Raw genomic sequence first — 16,475 nt, 5'->3', positions numbered from 1 at the left:
GCCGACTGTCGGAATCAACAAACAATCACGTCGTTTTCTTGACCTGCCTTGGCCGCTTGATGTTCGTGGTAGGCACGAATGACAAGCAAACCTGCGTACTCGCCTTGTGCCCCCGCGTTGGGCTGCAAGCTGACCGCGGCAAACCCAGTCACGCTGCACAACCAAGCCTCGAGTTCACGGAACATGTACGTGTATCCACGCCACTGCGTATCCGGTGCGAAGGGATGGATATTGGCGAATTCGGGCCAGGTGACGGGGATCATTTCGCTCGTGCCGTTCAACTTCATCGTGCACGACCCCAGCGGAATCATGCTGTGCGCGAGCGACAAATCGCGGCCCATCAACTTGAAAATGTACCGCAACAACTTGGTTTCGCTGCGATACGAGTGGAACACGGGGTGAGTCAAAAAATCACTGGTGCGAGAAAACTCTGACAAATTGCATAGTCCGTCGGCTTCCGCTTCGGCAAGCAATTCATCGATATCAAACCCGGTGAAATGCCCAAAATTGAACGCCGCCAAAAGATCGGCCACCAGCCCACGATCGCTGGTTTCATCCAGTGTCACGCCCAACGTGCCATCGTCGTATTCACGCAAGTTGATTTGACGTTCGCGTGCCGCGTCCGCCACTTGGCGGGCGGCATGTGTGCGTCCTTTGCCCAAGCGAATCCGAATCGTGTCAAACACGGGACCATCGTGAGTCGCTTTGTGACCGAGACGCTCGAGTCCTTTGGCAAGTGCGGCGGTGAACCCTTGCACACGGCGAGCGATGTTGGTCAGTCCCTCGGGGCCATGATAAACCGCGTAAAACGAATTGATGATCGCCAGCAGCGCTTGGGCGGTGCAAATATTGCTAGTCGCTTTGTCACGACGAATGTGCTGCTCGCGAGTTTGAATCGCCATACGAAGCGCGCGGTTGCCGTGGCTGTCCTTGGAAACACCAATGATCCGGCCGGGAAGTTTGCGGGCATACTGGTCGCGAGTCGAGATGTAAGCAGCGTGAGGTCCGCCCAATCCCATTGGCACACCGAATCGTTGAGCGCTGCCGATGCAAATATCGGCTCCCCATTGCCCGGGAGGCGTGATCAGCGTGAGCGCCAATAAATCTGCCGCAGCCACCGTCAAACACTTGTGATTCTTGGCTTGCGTTGCCAATTCGCTGTAGTCGTTGATCCGGCCATCGGTCGTGGGGTATTGAACCAAGACGCCGCACAAACCACCCGCGCCATGTTCAAAATCGATCTCGCTGATTGGCCCCACCTTCAAATCGACGCCCAAACCGGCCGCCCGCGTTTTCAGCAGTGCGATGGTTTGCGGATGGCAATCGTCGGAGGCCCAGAAGCCCGTTTTCTTGTGATTGGCAATCGCGATACACATTCCCATCGCTTCGGCGGCCGCGGTCGCTTCGTCCAGCAGACTTGCACCGGCCAATGGCAATCCCGTCAGATCGGCAATCACAGTTTGGAAATTCAATAGCGCCTCGAGCCGTCCCTGCGAGATTTCGGCCTGGTAAGGCGTGTACTGTGTATACCAACCGGGATTCTCCAGCACATTCCGCAAAATCACTGGAGGGGTGACGGTTCCGGTGTACCCCATCCCGATACAAGAGCGGTACATTTTGTTTTTGCTGGCGATCGCCTTCAGCCCCTGCAAACATTCTCGTTCGCCGCGGGGATCCGGAATGTCCAGCGGTGCATCCAGACGAATATCGGCCGGCACCGTGGCATCGGAAAGCGCGTCGAGCGAATCGAAACCGAGCAATTTCAACATCTCTGCGAGTTCGGTTTCCGACGAACCAATGTGACGCCGCGCAAAGCCGTCGACAAAATCGATGGCGTTCGTAGCGGTGGACGAGCAGAGCGATGGCTGATTGGTGCTTGTGGACATGTTCCGATGGGGCCCGAAAGAGGGTGGATCTAGTTTGCCTCTGAATGTCGCTGGATGGCGGATACCCGCGTTTTGACAACGCGTGGAGCACTAGCAACAGAAGGAACAACATAATTTCGGCGAGCGATTCGTGGTATCCCACTGCTCGTTGTGGGAAGAATCCAAGCCCGCAGAGACGCCGCTTCGACGACTATCATGCAGCACGGAGGCCAAACACGGTAAAGGTAGCGAAACTCGCCAAGAGTTTCGGTCCACACTGCCAGAATCGTCGCTGATCGATCCGCGATGCGAATTTATTGCGAACGCATTTCCCCGTGGTAGATCTTGTTGAAGATCCCAGATGCCGGATCTTGAACAAGATCCAGTCCGCTAATTATTTTCTTCGCATCCCCTGCGATCAGAACGATAGATGGCAGACTGGAAGCCTATCCCACTAAAGAACACAGGCTGGAAAGAACACAGGCTAGAAGCCTATGCTACGGGTAACGACGAAAAGTTCGAGGCGCCTTGCGGCGCTCTCGAACTTTCGTTTTACGAGGGCTGTCGTTCCCGACGCGTTATGCGGGCAACCCTCGTATGCCTCCGCCCGAAGGAAAATTGGTGGCCGTACTCGTGTGCTAACGAGACGGCAATGGTCGACGTGCGACAGGGGTCGGTGTGTAGCTGACGTCGACGTCGTCCGAAATGCGGGCCGAGACGGCGGGCGTTTCGTAGTTCATGGGTGCGACGGCACTGCCGACCGGAATGTCCAGCGGCTGGAGCGATCCCGAATCAGGCAAGCTGTCGATCGTTGGCATCGGCGGCACCGATCCGCCAGACTGTGGCGAGGTCGATTGGCTCGGGTTGGTCGGAGCAAATTGCTCAGGCGAGACACCGGGTGCAAACATTTGCTGCGGTGTTCCCATCTCACTCAGCGGCACATCGTCCACTTCGATCGTGTCACGGTAAGGCGACATGTTCATGTTCAGCGGATCGTTCGGATCGCCAAAGATCATTTCGCCAGCGTGGTCTGCGGATCCGCCCATCATGTTGACAGCGGCATCGGCGTCACGTACCGGTCCAGTGCGAACGACCTCGGGTCGTGTCACGCCGTACTTGACTTGCTTTCCAGCACTTCGTTCACGTGCTCGTTCCAGTGCATCCCAGTATGCTTTCTTATTCCAAGGGCCTTCCGCTAATGTGATGTTGCTGTTCGCAAGCAAAGTGCCTTTGAGGTAGTCGACGTAGTTGATCGATTTGTTGTATTCGCCGAGTGCTCGGTAGTAATCGATTTGTGCTTGAGCACGACGTTGCTGACTCTGCAGCACGACGTTTACCGGGCTTCGGCCGCCTTTGAATTCGGCCAAACGAGCTTCGACTTCTTGCTCGGCCGCTTGCCATCGTTGTGCATTGGTTTGTACTAATTGATAGTGGGTTGCCACTTTTGCGGTCGCGTCACTCAATAGACTGACTTGCAAACGCTCTTGTTCTTGTAGGAACGACTTTTCACGAACCACTCGCAACTGGGCACCACGGATGCGTGCGAGTTCACGACGTGCTCCGAGTGCTGGTGGCGTGATGTCCAATCGAATCGCACCTTCTTGGTAATCGCCGCCCGTCAATTCCGCCAACGCACTGCTGCCTGGGTTCGGTCCGGCAACATCCCGTCGCTGCGGAGGTCCAAGCGTGTCACCCTGGCCAACCCAACGGTAAAGTAGCGACAGATTGACTTCAGGCAAAACTTGATTCTTTGCAGAGATCAATTCCAATTCGGCTTGTTTGAGCCGGGTTTTGTTACGACGAACTTCGGGACTGAGGTACAACATTTGAGCAACGGACTCGTTCCAATCAAATTCGACTCGGGCCAGCGAAGGCTCGTCAATCGGGCGAATCAGACGCCCATCGGTCGCTGCGATTCCAAGCAATTCACGCATGCGGCGTTCATTGCCGTAGACTCCAAAACGGTCCGCACCAGGAACATTCGAACCGGCGATAGCCGATTCCAAAATGCCACGGAACTGATAGTACTGCTCAACCGCTTGAGCTAATTCTTGGCGAGTGCCGGTGCCGTTTTCTAAGTTCAAACGAGCGAATTGAGCGGTCGCGATCGCACTGTTACGGCCGATGATCGATGTCGCGACGTTTCGGTAAGAAACGTACAGGTCCCAGTAAGTGTTCTCGACGTCGCGGACCAGGTTACGCACTTGGGCTTCGAAATCCGCAATCGAAAGGTCTTCGTTCAAACTTGCCAAGACCACTGGAATACGGTTGATCAACGTGCCACGATTTCGCATCAGCGGGTGTTGCACCTGAGCTTCGATCAACGCGGTCCAGTCGCTTGGGACGGCTCGCGACACGGAACTGATTTCCGCGTTATTTCGCGAATAGATGACTTGTTGACGAAGTGTGGCAACGCCACCAGTGGCCAATCGCTTGCTGATCGCAGATTGCTGGGTGGTGTCGGTTGCTTTCGCGATTTGCGGGTTGATTGAGTTGTTGATACCAACGTTACGGGTACGATCGGTCGTGCCGTAGTTGATGAAACCGCTGGCTTGAGCATCAAACTCGGCCAATGCGTCTTCCACGCCGCCGACTTGGTTCGCTCGCAATACACCACGAGGCAAGGTGCGGTTGCCGTCGCTATCGACGGTCAACGGAACCGACTGCGTGGTCGATTGCTGGATAGCGATGTCGTAGATGCTGCCGAACTGGTCCGCATTGCCACTGGTGAACTGAGTCGCAATGTTTTGGCGGAACTCAGCGTTGCCGTTGGTGGTGATGAAGAACTTCGAGTTCTGCAGCGCGATCGACACACACTCTTCCAACGTCAGATCCCAGAATTGGTAATCGTGATTACCAACGGTCAACGGAGGAAGTGCACCGGTGGTTTCAGCCAAATGCTCGACCTCGACGTCAGGATACTCGATCGACGTCGCTTGGTTGAGATAGAACTGAAGGTCCGGAGACTCATTCAGAAAAAACGGTTGTGTCGGTGCGCATCCACACGCGAATAGGATGGTAATCCCAAGCTGAAGATACGCAGTAAATCGTAACAGCGAGCGGTTCATGCTCAAGGCTTCCTGGGCGGTGCCGCCGTGAAACACGCTTTAACGGTATCGCCAAAAAGACGACGAGCGCATTTCGATCGGGCCGAGTGTGGAAGCCCCCCTCCGTGAAGTCCCCAAGCTGCCACGTAGCAACCCGAGACCTCCTCGTCCGAAAGTAGTTATCGGAGTCCGGTTAGGTAAACTTTGACGCTTCTGAGAATTTTCTTGAAGTCGAAGCAGATTTGTGGTGAAGAGCTGGTTTCAGACGCAACTCGCCGTGCAATTCACGGTCATTTACCTCGTCGCCCCCGCGGCGCGAGCCCACTGCCATCTACTTTGGTAGCGGCACGGCGCGAACGAGAACACTTCACTCTTCGATCAAATCGAGCGGGTCGGCGAGCTGTAGCTTCGGAGCGGGAGCTTCACCCGGAGCCGGATGGACCGAATCGACCTTGAGATAATCGGTGACTTGGTCTGGCAACACCGACGGATCCGCGGCGTCCTCGACCGCTTGGACCAATCCGTCCTCCTGCGACGCCGACGATGGACGAGGTCCGATTTTCAGTGCCTCCCAAGGTTTTGGGTAAAAGTAGGTCATCACCGTGCGACACCCTTTTTTATCGTAGCTACCGCGATGTTCGGCCTTGTGCCACGCCATCGCTTCGCGGCTTGACGGCGCGATGCAATAGGCGATCTTGCCACCGATATACGTCGGACGGTTGTATTTGCGACGATAGGATTCGGGCAGCCGGTTCCCCAACGGCCCAATCACATCAATTCGCGGGTGAACCGGTTGGTTTTCGCGATCGGGATGATGAGCGTCTGCCGAGACGGCGAAACAAGCGATCGTAAAGGCAAGAAAGATTCGTGACATAACTTTGCCGTTTGCAGCGGGAATCATTGGTCGGAAGATGCTTGACGACCTCGCGTTGTTGTCATACCGATTTTGTCGACAACGACAGCCGTCGCTACCTTGTGCAGTCGGCATCGATCATGACGACGGTTCACCCACGCAACGATTATTCGGAAGATGCGGGCATCGCTAATTCTCCGGCTGGGACCGCGATCGGTAATGCCAACCCAAGACGGACAGATTCAGCAGCCAAATCGATCCAAAGATCAGCGAGGCGTAAGGCAGCCAGACGATCGAAACCAGTGATCCCACCAGAAACAGGATGCCACCGATCGCGGCGCCACCCCACACATGGCCGCCCATCGCAATAAAGCCAAAACCGCTTAATGCCGAGGCAATCGGAAACAACACTCGATGATCCAGCGAACCAAACATCAACAATAAATTCATCGTCAGCAGCGTGGCCAGGTAGCCGATCCAGATCGACCAGACGGGGCGTTCCGCCACGGTTCGCGGTAGAAATTGGCCCTGCCGTGCCCAGCAGATCCATGTGAAGATCAATGACAGCATTGTGATTCGCGGCACCCAATACGCGATTCCCTGCGGCAGCGAATAGAATCGATCCAGCCAAAACATCACGACATGAGTAACGAAAATAATTATTCCGATGCCGATCAATGTGTTGCCCCAGGCAGCGAAATAGTTTTGATGCTGGTCACGACGAATTTCGCGGGCGACGCGATCCAGGATCCCGCTGCTCGACGCGGCAACCTCCTCACCGGCCAAATAGCGATCCAGATCGTCGGCCAACGCTTCGGCCGACGGATAACGACATTCTGGTTCGTAGTGCATTGCTTTCAAACAGATCGCTTCCAAATCGGTAGGGATGGCATGACGAATCAAACGAGGCGAAATCGGGTCATCGTGCAGCACCGAGCGAAGAATGTCGGCCGCCGAATGGCCTTGATGAGGCGGATGTCCTGTCAACAACGCGTACAAAATCGCACCCAATGAATAGATGTCCGCCGCTTCGTTGACATTCCGTCCACCGGCGGCTTGTTCGGGGCTCATATAATGAGGGGTCCCCAAAACTTGGCCGGTCCGTGTGATCAACGCGCCGTCGCGGTGCCATTTGGCTAACCCAAAATCGGCGACCAACGGGCGACCGTCGCTCGAAATCAATATATTTTCGGGCTTCAAGTCGCGATGCACGATGCCGGCGCGGTGGGCGTAGGCGACCGCACGCGCCACGTCACGAACGATCGTGGCCGCCCCCGGATCATCCAAACACCGTTGGTCCGCGTTGCGGGCGTCGACTTTTTGCTGCAACGTCGGTCCTTCGACCAACGTCATCGAAAAGTATTCGTAACCGCCCCATGTCCCGATATCGTGAATCGCAATGATACCGGGATGATGCAGCGTCGCCGCCGCTTCGGCTTCGATGCGAAATCGCCGCCGCTCTTCTTCACAGGCCAAAACCCCGCTGCTGATCAATTTCAACGCGACCGGTCGCCCAAGATTATCTTGGATCGCGCGGTACACGACCCCCATGCCGCCGCGAGCAATCTCACACTCGATTCGATAGGGTCCAACACGGGAACCTGCCAACGTCGGCGGCTCGATCACAGGACTCGGATCGCCCGCGAGCCAATGATGATTGCGAAAAAAACTTTTCAGCTCACCAGCAAATTGGGGGTAGGCGATCAAGTATTGGTTGGGGTCGGGCGAGAGTCCTTTTTCCTGTCTCTCGATAAAATCGGCCATCACGCTATCGAGCAACACATCGGCTCCGGCAATCGTCGGAGCGATCGGAGAATTCGATTTATCTCTGGACGGCACATTCATCTCTTGAGTATACCCCGAAAGAACGACAATCCCAGCGAAAGGATTTCGCGGGGGCAGTCTTGGATTTAGCACAAATTTGTCGCTGCAATGCAGCAAGCCCGGCCCTGATAAAAACCTCATGATGAACGCATCGACCCAGGATAGCGCCGAACCAGACGCAATCCAACTCTCCGTCGTGATTCCGCTTTACAACGAAGAGGAATCGGTGGGGCCGTTGATTGCTGCGCTGCAGCAAACGTTCGCCGAAGAACCGTCTCGGTTCGAGATCATTTTGGTCGACGATGGCAGTGTGGACCAAACCTATCCCAAGGCGACCGCTGCGGCCGACGCGTCGGGATTGCCTATTCACATCGTCTCGTTGTATCGCAATTTTGGTCAAACCGCGGCGATGCAAGCGGGAATTGACGCCGCCCAAGGTCGATTGATCGCGACGTTGGACGGTGATCTCCAGAACGATCCCGCCGATATCCCGAAAATGGTCGCCCATTTGGAAGCCAACCAATTGGATCTGTTGGTGGGGCGTCGCAAAAAACGTCAAGACGGTTTACTTCTGAGACTGGTGCCGTCGTGGATCGCCAATCGATTGATCGCCAAAGTCACCGGCGTACAGATCCGCGATTATGGATGCAGTCTAAAGATCTATCGGGCATCGGTGATCAAACAGGTCAAATTGATTGGCGAGATGCATCGGTTCATTCCCGCGTGGGTTGCCGCCGTGACACATCCATCGCGGATATCGGAGATCGAAGTCCGTCATCGTGCTCGTCAATTTGGTGAATCAAAATATGGCATCTCTCGAACCATTCGCGTGGTGCTGGATCTGTTGTCGGTATTGTTCTTTATGAAATACCGAGCGCGTCCGGGACATTTTTTTGGCAGTGTTGGCATTTTTGTCGGCGCGATCGGAATGGCGATGCTAGGCAGTCTTGGGGTGGCCAAGTTTGCCTTCGGTCAAGACATCGGTACACGTCCGATGTTGTTGATCGGCACGATTGCCACGCTCTCGTCGCTGCAACTGATCTGCTTTGGTGTGATGGCTGAGATGTTGTCGCGAATCTACCACCAATCCTCCAGCCAACCTGGTTACTTCACGCGTCATCACCACATGACACCTGCTGCCAACTCCGACGCCGCGGTCGCTGTCGACGGCAATGCGAGCGGTTCGAGTTCGACACCCTGTGATTATTTGTTACCGCTGCCTCAACCTCCATCCGAGACCACTCGAGAAAGACGAGCTGGCTAAGCCAATGCTTGATTGGATCCTACAAAAACGCTATCGGTTTGCAGCGGTATTGCTGGCCTACTTCGGTTTACATGTGGTCGTCCGCGTCTGCATTTCGGGCTCGCTCGACTTTGACGAATCCGAACAAGCGTTTTTGTCGCAATGGATTTCGCTTGGTTACAACAGCCAACCGCCGCTTTACACATGGATGCAAACGGCATTGTTCCACGTCTTTGGTTACGGCGTGATGCCGCTGGCGCTACTGAAAAACGTGTTGTTGGCGCTGACGTATCTATGTGTCTTTGGCACCGTACAAAAAGCGACGAGCAACGCCGCGATGGCGCTGGTTGCGTCGCTTGCGATGATGACGATCCCGCAAATTTCCTGGGAAAGTCATCGCGATCTCTCACACACCGTGGCCGTCACGTTTGCCGTTAGTTTGTTGGTGTATTGCGTGGTTTCGCTACGTCACCAACCGCATTGGAAGTGGTACGTTGCGATCGGATTGACGTGCGGCTTTGGTTTGATGAGTAAATACAACTTTGCAATCGTGATCTTTGCGGTGATTACCGCAGCGGTCTCGGTACCAAGCTATCGCCGCTGGTTGTTTGATCGTCGCTTGATCCTGTCGGTCGTCGTTGCCGCCGTGCTGATCGCCCCCCATACGTATTGGGCGATCGAACATCTTCAGCTGGCGTCATCGAAAACCATTTCGACATTGACCAACGAACAAACGGACTCGTGGGGCAGCAATGTTTCCCACGGCGCGTACGCCCTGGTGACATCCACGTTGGCGTGTTGTTTGTTGACACTGGGCATTTTCTTGATTGCCTTTCGCGACTCACTCAAAAACATCTATGTGCAGTGGAAATCCAACTCCATTGCGGCGGATCCAACCACCTTGTTGATCGAACGATTCTTTTTGATCGTCGGATTTGCGTTGATGATGCTTGTGTTGTCGGGCAATGCGTTGGAGTTCAAGAATCGCTGGATACAACCGTTTGTATGTCTATTCCCAGCCTATTTGGTACTTCGCGTCGGCCGGTTCGCCAGTTCCGACCGCGTTGCGATGAATCGCGTTTGTATCAGTGCGGTGACGCTGATGGCAGTCGTGTTGATCGCGATCGTCGTCCGACCGATGTTTTCGCAAAAACGCAATCGGTTCATTTGGTTAAACATCCCCTATCCTCAATTTGCACAAACGATCGAAGACGAAATCGGAGAGGCTCCCGCGATCATCATCGCACCTCATATGCACAGCGCAGGAAACTTGAAACTTCAATTTCCTAGCTCGCTGGTCATTTCGATGGATCAACGTCACTTGGTGAATAGCGAATCGCTGCTAAGAATCCTGGCTGGCGGCAATCAGCAGGTCGTCGTCGCGAGTGATGCGTGCCCCCCAAGTGCGAACGAGCAACTGAGCGAGTTTGCGATCGAAATCGTCGGACAACCGACCGATCGATTGGTTTGGCAGACCCGCCAGTACCGCTACCTGTATGGTGACGAATCAGCAAAGACGACACTCGGCTTTGCACGACTGGAACAATCAATCGACCCGATCGCGGCGATCTACGATCCTTTGTCCGCCAGTGATCGGATCGGAGCGATGCCGTCGCAAACCGCAACGCGGTGATCGCAATCCAACGCACTGGTCTTGTCTTGTCAGCCTCGAATTTGGATAGTGGACCTGTGTTCGGATCAACTTGATCCGCTGATGGGCCAGACAATCGGACGCTTAGAGGTGTTCTCCGACATTGTCATTTCCCTCTCGCCGTACCCTTTTTCCAAAACATGCCGGATAGATCGTGACCAAGATTGATCGATACATCCTGATTCTATTTCTCCGCACGGTGTTGGTATGTTTTTGCTCGATCGCGGGCATTTTCATCGTTTTCCATGCTTTCACCAGCCTAGATGACTTGGTTCACCTCGGACGCACCGAGGGCGGGTTGGTCGCTGTGATGCTGCGGTATTACGGCCCCTACATGCTGTTGTTGTTTGATTGGACCGGAGCGATCATCGTGTTGATGTCGCTGCTGTTTACCGTCGGTTGGCTACGCCGGACGGGCGAATTGACCGCGACATTGTCAGCGGGTATCTCGCATGGCCGGATATTGCGCCCGATGTTGATCGCGTCCTTTTTTATCATCAGCATTCAATTGGCCAACCGCGAATTCTTGTTGCCTCACTACCGTGACGCATTGGCCATGAAAGCCAAAGAGTTGGAACAGGAATCCGAGCAACCGATTCTTCCTTGTTATGATTTGACGAACCAGATTTTGATCGAAGGAGCGTCGCTGCTGCCTCGCAGCAAACGGATCAATTACCCCAGTTTTCGTCTCGATGGTGACTTTGAGGGATTCGGTGAATTGATCACCGCTCAATCGGCACAGTGGAGCGAAGCGACCGCGGACCATGCCGAAGGCTACTTGGTAAGCGGGATCAAACGGCCTGAAAACATCGCCTCGCTTGCCTCGGTCGGAACCGAACACCGGCTCGTGATACTGACGCCGCAAGACCATCCATGGCTGAATCCGAACGAGTGTTTTATTGCGACCACGATCAATTCCGAGTATCTACAAACGGATCAATCGACATCCCGTTTCGTCTCGATTTCGGAAATTGCATCGCGAGTCAAAAACCCTGCCGTGCATAGCAGTCTAAGCGTTCAAGTCTTGCTGCACGAACGGATGGTTCGTCCGCCACTGGATTATGCGTTGGTGTTGCTAGGACTTCCGATCGTCGTCAATCGGCGTGGCCGCAACTTGTTTTTGATGATTGGCGTGGCAATCGGCACCGTGCTGTTCTTTTTTGCCATCAAAACTCTCTCTGGTGCGATGGGCGGTAGCGGTTACTTGTTGTCACCCGCGATGTCGGCTTGGGTACCGCTGTTGGTGCTCGGACCGATCGCCTATGTCCGCTTTCGAGAAGTACAGACCGAATGAACCCTTCGGACATTTCGGTCGTCATTCCGACACTGAATGAAGCGGCTACGATTGAAAACGCCGTCCGCTCGGCCATCGATGCCGGAGCGACTGAGATCATTGTTTGTGATGGCGGAAGCGAAGATCAAACGACCGATGTTGCCGCGGACGCGGGGGCTTCGAAGATCATTCGTTCGATCTCCGGACGTGGTATTCAACTCAACGCCGGTGCCGTGTTCGCGAGCCGCGAAGTGGTGCTGTTTCTGCATGCGGACAGCCTGCTGGGCGAATCATGTTTGCAACAAATCTGCGATGTCCCCGATTTAGTTTGGGGTGCTTTTGAACAGCACATCGCCCATCCCCGATCGGCCTATCGGTTGATTGAAAAAGGGAACGCAGCGCGAGTCCGTTTTCGCGGCATGGCGTTTGGAGATCAAGCGATCTTTGTTCGCCGAGAAACCTACAAAAAGGTTGGCGGTTTCGAAGAGATTGAATTGATGGAAGACGTTGCATTTTCTCGGACCATGCGAGCGATCGCCAAACCCGTCCTTTTGCCTGGCCCGGTCACGATCAGTGCGAGGCGATGGGAACAACGCGGTATCGTCATGCAGACGCTGCGAAATTGGAATTTACAATGCCGTTATCGTTTGGGGGCGTCACCTCGGCAATTGGCAAAACGGTATCGCTAATTCCGTCGTGTTCGGAATCCCGCACAACGCCGGTCGATTAAATCAGCACCTCTATCTCTCATTGCAGCCCCGCTTTACCGCTAGGAAAGTTCTTTGGCAAATCCGCCTATCATCTTCACACATTACGGTAACAGTCGCTACTTGCCCTATGTGCTTGAAACGGCACGGTTGACGAATCCCGACAAAGAAGTGGTCCTGCTGGGTGATGAAAAAAACCAATGGATTGGCAAGGAAAAAGGAATCACGCATCTACGATTCGCTGACTTCGATTACGGTGACAAAATCGATCGTTTTGATCGTTGCTATCGCCCGGTTCAAGGGCCTCAACATCACCACATCAAAGGGGGCGAAGATTGGTTGAAATTTGTGTTCAAACGTTGGTTCTTTGTCCACAATTTTCTGACGTCCCATCATTTCGATTCGTTTTGGCACTTTGATTCGGACACCATGATCTTGGAACCGCTGGCGGATCACGAAGCCAAGTTCGAATCGTACGAGTGTACCGAGCAGTGCAATGGACAATGCATCAATGGTTTTGTTTCTGGAGCGGCTTTTGTTTCGCGGTATCTGCAAAAGATCAATTCGATCTTTGAAGACACTCATTTTCTCGAAGCCAAACAACAAGAAATCGAATCGCTGCATCCCAATTGGGCGTTCACCGAAATGTCAGCATATGAGTGTTTAAAACAAGCCGAACCAGTCCGTTCCATTCCGCTCAGCAGCATCATCGATGGCACCACGTTTGACGATTGCATTTGCCACGATCATGGCATGCAAATGGAACGGTTATTCAACGGCCGCGAGATCAAGAAGATCTATTGTTTGGCGGATGGCGGGTTCTACGGTCAAAACGCGACCACCGGCAAGTTGGTCCGCATGATCACACTGAACTTCAGCTGGGTTCCCGTGGTTCTGTTCGATGTGATCTTGAACGAACTGAAAAAACGAAACGCATCTCCCACGACACAGTCCGCTCCGGAACTCGATCGCATGCCCAGCATGAATGACATGGCTTGGCGAACCCATCTGCTGCACTGCCTGTGGTGGCAACTGAAAAACAGCTCGCGAAAGTTCCGAAAATCCAAAGCTTGAATGGGCGGGGATGGCTGCGAGGCCGCCGCGTCCCCAACGTTTCGTTTGGCTTAGCTTGCTCGCGGATGTGCCTTTTCGTAAACCGACAACAAATTCGCGGCACTGACGTGCGTATAGATCTGGGTCGTGGCAAGACTTTTGTGACCCAACAATTCCTGCACGCTGCGAATATCGGCGCCGCGATCGAGCAGATGTGTTGCGAAACTGTGACGCAACGTATGAGGACTCGTGCGTGAATCGAGTCCCACCACCGCGATATGTTTGTCGAGCATACGTCCGACACTGCGAGTCGTCAGAATGTTGCCGAACCGATTGACGAATACCGGAGCATCGCGACCGAGCTGTTCTGTCTTGGGATCGCGAATTCGACGCTGCTCATATTTTTTGATCGCTTTGATGGCAAACGAGCCGAGCGGACTGATTCGCTCTTTGCGTCCTTTACCGCGGACACGCAAGATCTGTTGATCAAAATCCATATCGCGATCACGCAGTGCAACCAATTCGCTAACACGCAGACCGGCCGAGTACATCGTTTCCAACATCGCCCGGTCGCGAAGCCCGGCGGTGTCGCCGCCCGGCGGCGCGAGCAGCAATCGGCCGACTTCGTCGTTACTCAACACGTGCGGCAATTTGCGTTGCCGCCGCGGATTGCGAAGCGGTTTGGCAGGGTTGCTGTCCGCGATCCCTTGCCGCATGGCAAACCGATAAAAACTGCGGAGCGACGCGAGTTTACGAGCGATCGTGGTCCGCGCGTATCCGGCTTCTTGCAGTGCCGCTTGAAACGTACGCAGCTCTTGTGGCGAAAGCGATTGCGGTTTTGGCACCTCACCACGAGTGGCGCGAAACCATTCGACCATTGCAAAAAGATCTTCGCGGTACGCCTTGATTGTCAGATCCGACGCATTGCGTTCGGTCGCCAAGTACCGCAAAAATTGAGTGATCGCGCTTTGCATAGAACGGCATTGGGCAGGAGCGTGCGAAGTGAAAGTCGAAACGACTTTCGGTCATGGACGTTCAACCATTGCGGTGTCACAACGCGAGCCTCGCTTAGACGATTTTCGCGCTCGGACCACCATGTGACGATGTCTTAGTAAAAATCGTCGATGGACAAACTGTCGAATTCTTCGCTGGCGAGCATGTCGTCTTCGCTCGGAACCGCGTCACGAATTTTGCGACTTAGCATGGCTGCGTCATACCAAGAGAACTCAAGATCAGGGTCGGCTGCAAATCGTGCCAATTGACGCAGCGTCTCATCCCGATTTTGATCATCGAACATGAAGATGAACTTCTCTTCGCCTTTGACCAGCGCTAAAACATTGATTTCCTGATCCATTGATGCAAGTGTCCATTTGCTAGTCACAACGCCGATGCCAAACAGCCGGGGTTACCCGACTTACCTGGCTTTCAGTATCGGCTGAGTGGCCATCGCAAGATGAGGTCCCTTGCGTCACTTCCGCCTCGGGATTCGAGCATTTCAGAGATGTGGACGTGACAACAGAAACGAATGAAATCATCGCTACGTTTTAAATAACCCTGCCAACCTCCCGAACGCGCATCGTCGCCCGTCTCGACGTAATCAGCTAGCCGATTTGTGAAATAAGAGTCATCTCCGCGATAGATGCGGGTGTGACTTAGCACCGGATCATGGTTCACGATCGTCGCCGGTCTGACGGGTGAGGGTGGGTCGGGGATCAAGTCGGTTGGTTCGGGCCAATTTGCTGGCAAGGGCGATTCGGGCAATTGGTCCTGGAACAATCCCAAGCCCACCTCTTCGGCCATCGGTGATCCCTGATAGCCGGCCCCATCGTGACCATCACCGGGTACGGGATTCTCGGCGTACCGATGGCGATCCAAAGAGGGAGTCGCCCCTAATTCCATCGCGTCGATTTGCGAATCATCGTTGACGTTAGTCGGACGAAGCTGGTTTCCGTCGAGCGGCATTTCCGCCGAAACTCGGTGCAGATGACGTTGGGAAACCGCAGCCGGCTCGTCCCCTGATAACGGCGATTGTGTTTCCAGTTGGCTGCGGGCCAATTCGAATTCGGCTTCGCGAACGATTCGTCGCGGAATCTCTTTTTCTTTGTCGGTGCCCCACGGCAAACCGTAGCCTGCTGGGATTGGATGAAATCCTTCATTGGCAGCGTACCAATGGACAGTCATCGCCATTCGCGGCGGATAATAGGCCTGAAAATCGGTGACCGAGCCGACGACAATCGCCTCGACATCCATCATCTTGGCCAGCCGCTGGAAATCCGCTCCCGTGGTTGGCTCGCCCTGGGTCGCCGAATATTGCAGCCACTGCGCCTTGGTGACGCCAATCGGCATGACCTCAAAGCCAGGAATCGATTGCAGGGCAGCGTAGTAGCTTTCCGACACCAATTCGGTATCGAGCGTCGGCTCGTTGCTTTGGTTAAAGAACGGCAACACCGCCACCCGTTTCATTTGAGGAAACGGATTGTGCAGCGATTCACGCTGACGGGTGTCCGGAACCAACGAACAGCCGGGCGAGCTGATCGCAACGACGGTCAGCAGCAGGAACGAGCATAGGGGAGCGAGTTTCACGACATGTCTCGGCGCATCGATGGCGCACCCTGTCACTCCGCTCCCACCGATGTCATCGGCCGATCGCTCGGTCCGAGATGAGGAAAATCGTGAAAAAAAAGACAACCGCTGGCAATGCGACGAATCGCCGCAACCTCATTCGTTTACTGTTGAATGTAAACGGGAATGTAGTAGGTATGTCGCGGTGCGTAGCGGCTTGAGGTCATCGGAATCGCATTCCAACTCGGTCGCAAAGGTTCGCGGCCCATCCACAGATTGTATTCTTGCCGAGCAATCCGCTGTTGTGACCGATACAGAGCGCGCGCTTGACGAAGCTCGGCTGGCGTTTTTGGCGACAAAGTCTGACTCGACGGTTGGGTCGGCCGTGAGGGCGAAT

The 16,475-nt window shown here is 54.5% G+C and carries 12 protein-coding genes and 1 pseudogene; 5 read left to right on the top strand and 8 right to left on the bottom strand.

Going from position 1 to position 16,475, the window contains the following annotated elements; genetic code table 11:
- Positions 1–14: 14 nt before the first annotated feature.
- The 4 genes from RMSM_RS04890 to RMSM_RS04875 all read right to left on the bottom strand — a co-directional run bounded on the left by RMSM_RS04890 (position 15) and on the right by RMSM_RS04875 (position 7,730).
- Positions 15–1,886 (bottom strand): aminomethyl-transferring glycine dehydrogenase, encoded by a 1,872-nt coding sequence (locus RMSM_RS04890; RefSeq protein WP_008692424.1) that lies wholly within the window; start codon positions 1,884–1,886, stop codon positions 15–17.
- 617 nt (positions 1,887–2,503) lie between these two features.
- A complete protein-coding gene (locus RMSM_RS04885) occupies positions 2,504–4,933 on the bottom strand; it encodes a TolC family protein (protein ID WP_052031492.1) in 2,430 nt (809 codons plus the stop codon).
- A gap of 346 nt (positions 4,934–5,279) precedes the next feature.
- Positions 5,280–5,786, bottom strand: a complete 507-nt coding sequence (locus RMSM_RS36435; RefSeq protein ID WP_144057378.1) for a hypothetical protein — start codon at positions 5,784–5,786, stop codon at positions 5,280–5,282.
- A gap of 168 nt (positions 5,787–5,954) precedes the next feature.
- The gene (locus RMSM_RS04875) at positions 5,955–7,730 is read right to left on the bottom strand and encodes a serine/threonine protein kinase (RefSeq protein WP_052031490.1); all 1,776 of its coding nucleotides are present in this window, start codon (positions 7,728–7,730) and stop codon (positions 5,955–5,957) included.
- Here RMSM_RS04875 and RMSM_RS04870 point away from each other — a divergent pair.
- The 5 genes from RMSM_RS04870 to RMSM_RS04850 all read left to right on the top strand — a co-directional run bounded on the left by RMSM_RS04870 (position 7,729) and on the right by RMSM_RS04850 (position 13,537).
- The gene (locus RMSM_RS04870) at positions 7,729–8,853 is read left to right on the top strand and encodes a glycosyltransferase family 2 protein (RefSeq protein ID WP_008692416.1); all 1,125 of its coding nucleotides are present in this window, start codon (positions 7,729–7,731) and stop codon (positions 8,851–8,853) included. The genes RMSM_RS04875 and RMSM_RS04870 overlap by 2 nt on opposite strands.
- A 4-nt stretch (positions 8,854–8,857) precedes the next feature.
- Positions 8,858–10,465, top strand: a complete 1,608-nt coding sequence (locus RMSM_RS04865; protein WP_008692414.1) for an ArnT family glycosyltransferase — start codon at positions 8,858–8,860, stop codon at positions 10,463–10,465.
- A 172-nt stretch (positions 10,466–10,637) separates the two neighbouring features.
- Positions 10,638–11,777 carry an LptF/LptG family permease gene (locus RMSM_RS04860; RefSeq protein WP_008692412.1) on the top strand — a complete coding sequence of 380 codons (1,140 nt, stop codon included), beginning with the start codon at positions 10,638–10,640 and terminating at the stop codon, positions 11,775–11,777.
- Complete coding sequence (locus RMSM_RS04855; RefSeq protein ID WP_008692410.1) at positions 11,774–12,445, top strand: TIGR04283 family arsenosugar biosynthesis glycosyltransferase; 672 nt, start codon at positions 11,774–11,776, stop codon at positions 12,443–12,445. The genes RMSM_RS04860 and RMSM_RS04855 overlap by 4 nt, the downstream gene beginning before the upstream one ends.
- Positions 12,446–12,538: 93 nt before the next feature.
- The gene (locus RMSM_RS04850; protein ID WP_040764142.1) at positions 12,539–13,537 is read left to right on the top strand and encodes a hypothetical protein; all 999 of its coding nucleotides are present in this window, start codon (positions 12,539–12,541) and stop codon (positions 13,535–13,537) included.
- 50 nt (positions 13,538–13,587) lie between these two features.
- Here the strand turns inward: RMSM_RS04850 and xerC are convergent, their stop codons facing one another.
- From xerC to RMSM_RS04830, 4 genes and pseudogenes are all read right to left on the bottom strand, one after another.
- The gene (gene xerC, locus RMSM_RS04845) at positions 13,588–14,490 is read right to left on the bottom strand and encodes a tyrosine recombinase XerC (RefSeq protein WP_008692406.1); all 903 of its coding nucleotides are present in this window, start codon (positions 14,488–14,490) and stop codon (positions 13,588–13,590) included.
- A 134-nt stretch (positions 14,491–14,624) separates the two neighbouring features.
- On the bottom strand, positions 14,625–14,870 hold the full coding sequence (locus RMSM_RS04840) for a hypothetical protein (protein ID WP_008692404.1): 246 nt from the start codon (positions 14,868–14,870) through the stop codon (positions 14,625–14,627).
- A 71-nt stretch (positions 14,871–14,941) separates the two neighbouring features.
- A complete protein-coding gene (locus RMSM_RS04835) occupies positions 14,942–16,099 on the bottom strand; it encodes a hypothetical protein (RefSeq protein ID WP_008692403.1) in 1,158 nt (385 codons plus the stop codon).
- A 143-nt stretch (positions 16,100–16,242) separates the two neighbouring features.
- Positions 16,243–16,475 (bottom strand): annotated as a pseudogene (locus tag RMSM_RS04830) (malate synthase); the annotation flags it as partial.

Source organism: Rhodopirellula maiorica SM1, assembly GCF_000346295.1.
Lineage (GTDB): Bacteria > Planctomycetota > Planctomycetia > Pirellulales > Pirellulaceae > Novipirellula > Novipirellula maiorica.
Note: the sequence above shows the minus strand (reverse complement) of the source record. Positions and strands in the feature narration are given on the sequence as shown.

Coding starts and splice junctions, on each gene's coding strand:
- RMSM_RS04840 (WP_008692404.1), bottom strand. CDS start 14,870: ATGGATCAGGAAATCAATGTTTTAGCGCTGGTCAAAGGCGAAGAGAAG.
- RMSM_RS04890 (WP_008692424.1), bottom strand. CDS start 1,886: ATGTCCACAAGCACCAATCAGCCATCGCTCTGCTCGTCCACCGCTACG.
- RMSM_RS04885 (WP_052031492.1), bottom strand. CDS start 4,933: ATGAACCGCTCGCTGTTACGATTTACTGCGTATCTTCAGCTTGGGATT.
- RMSM_RS04870 (WP_008692416.1), top strand. CDS start 7,729: ATGATGAACGCATCGACCCAGGATAGCGCCGAACCAGACGCAATCCAA.
- RMSM_RS36435 (WP_144057378.1), bottom strand. CDS start 5,786: ATGTCACGAATCTTTCTTGCCTTTACGATCGCTTGTTTCGCCGTCTCG.
- RMSM_RS04855 (WP_008692410.1), top strand. CDS start 11,774: ATGAACCCTTCGGACATTTCGGTCGTCATTCCGACACTGAATGAAGCG.
- xerC (WP_008692406.1), bottom strand. CDS start 14,490: ATGCAAAGCGCGATCACTCAATTTTTGCGGTACTTGGCGACCGAACGC.
- RMSM_RS04875 (WP_052031490.1), bottom strand. CDS start 7,730: ATGAGGTTTTTATCAGGGCCGGGCTTGCTGCATTGCAGCGACAAATTT.
- RMSM_RS04865 (WP_008692414.1), top strand. CDS start 8,858: ATGCTTGATTGGATCCTACAAAAACGCTATCGGTTTGCAGCGGTATTG.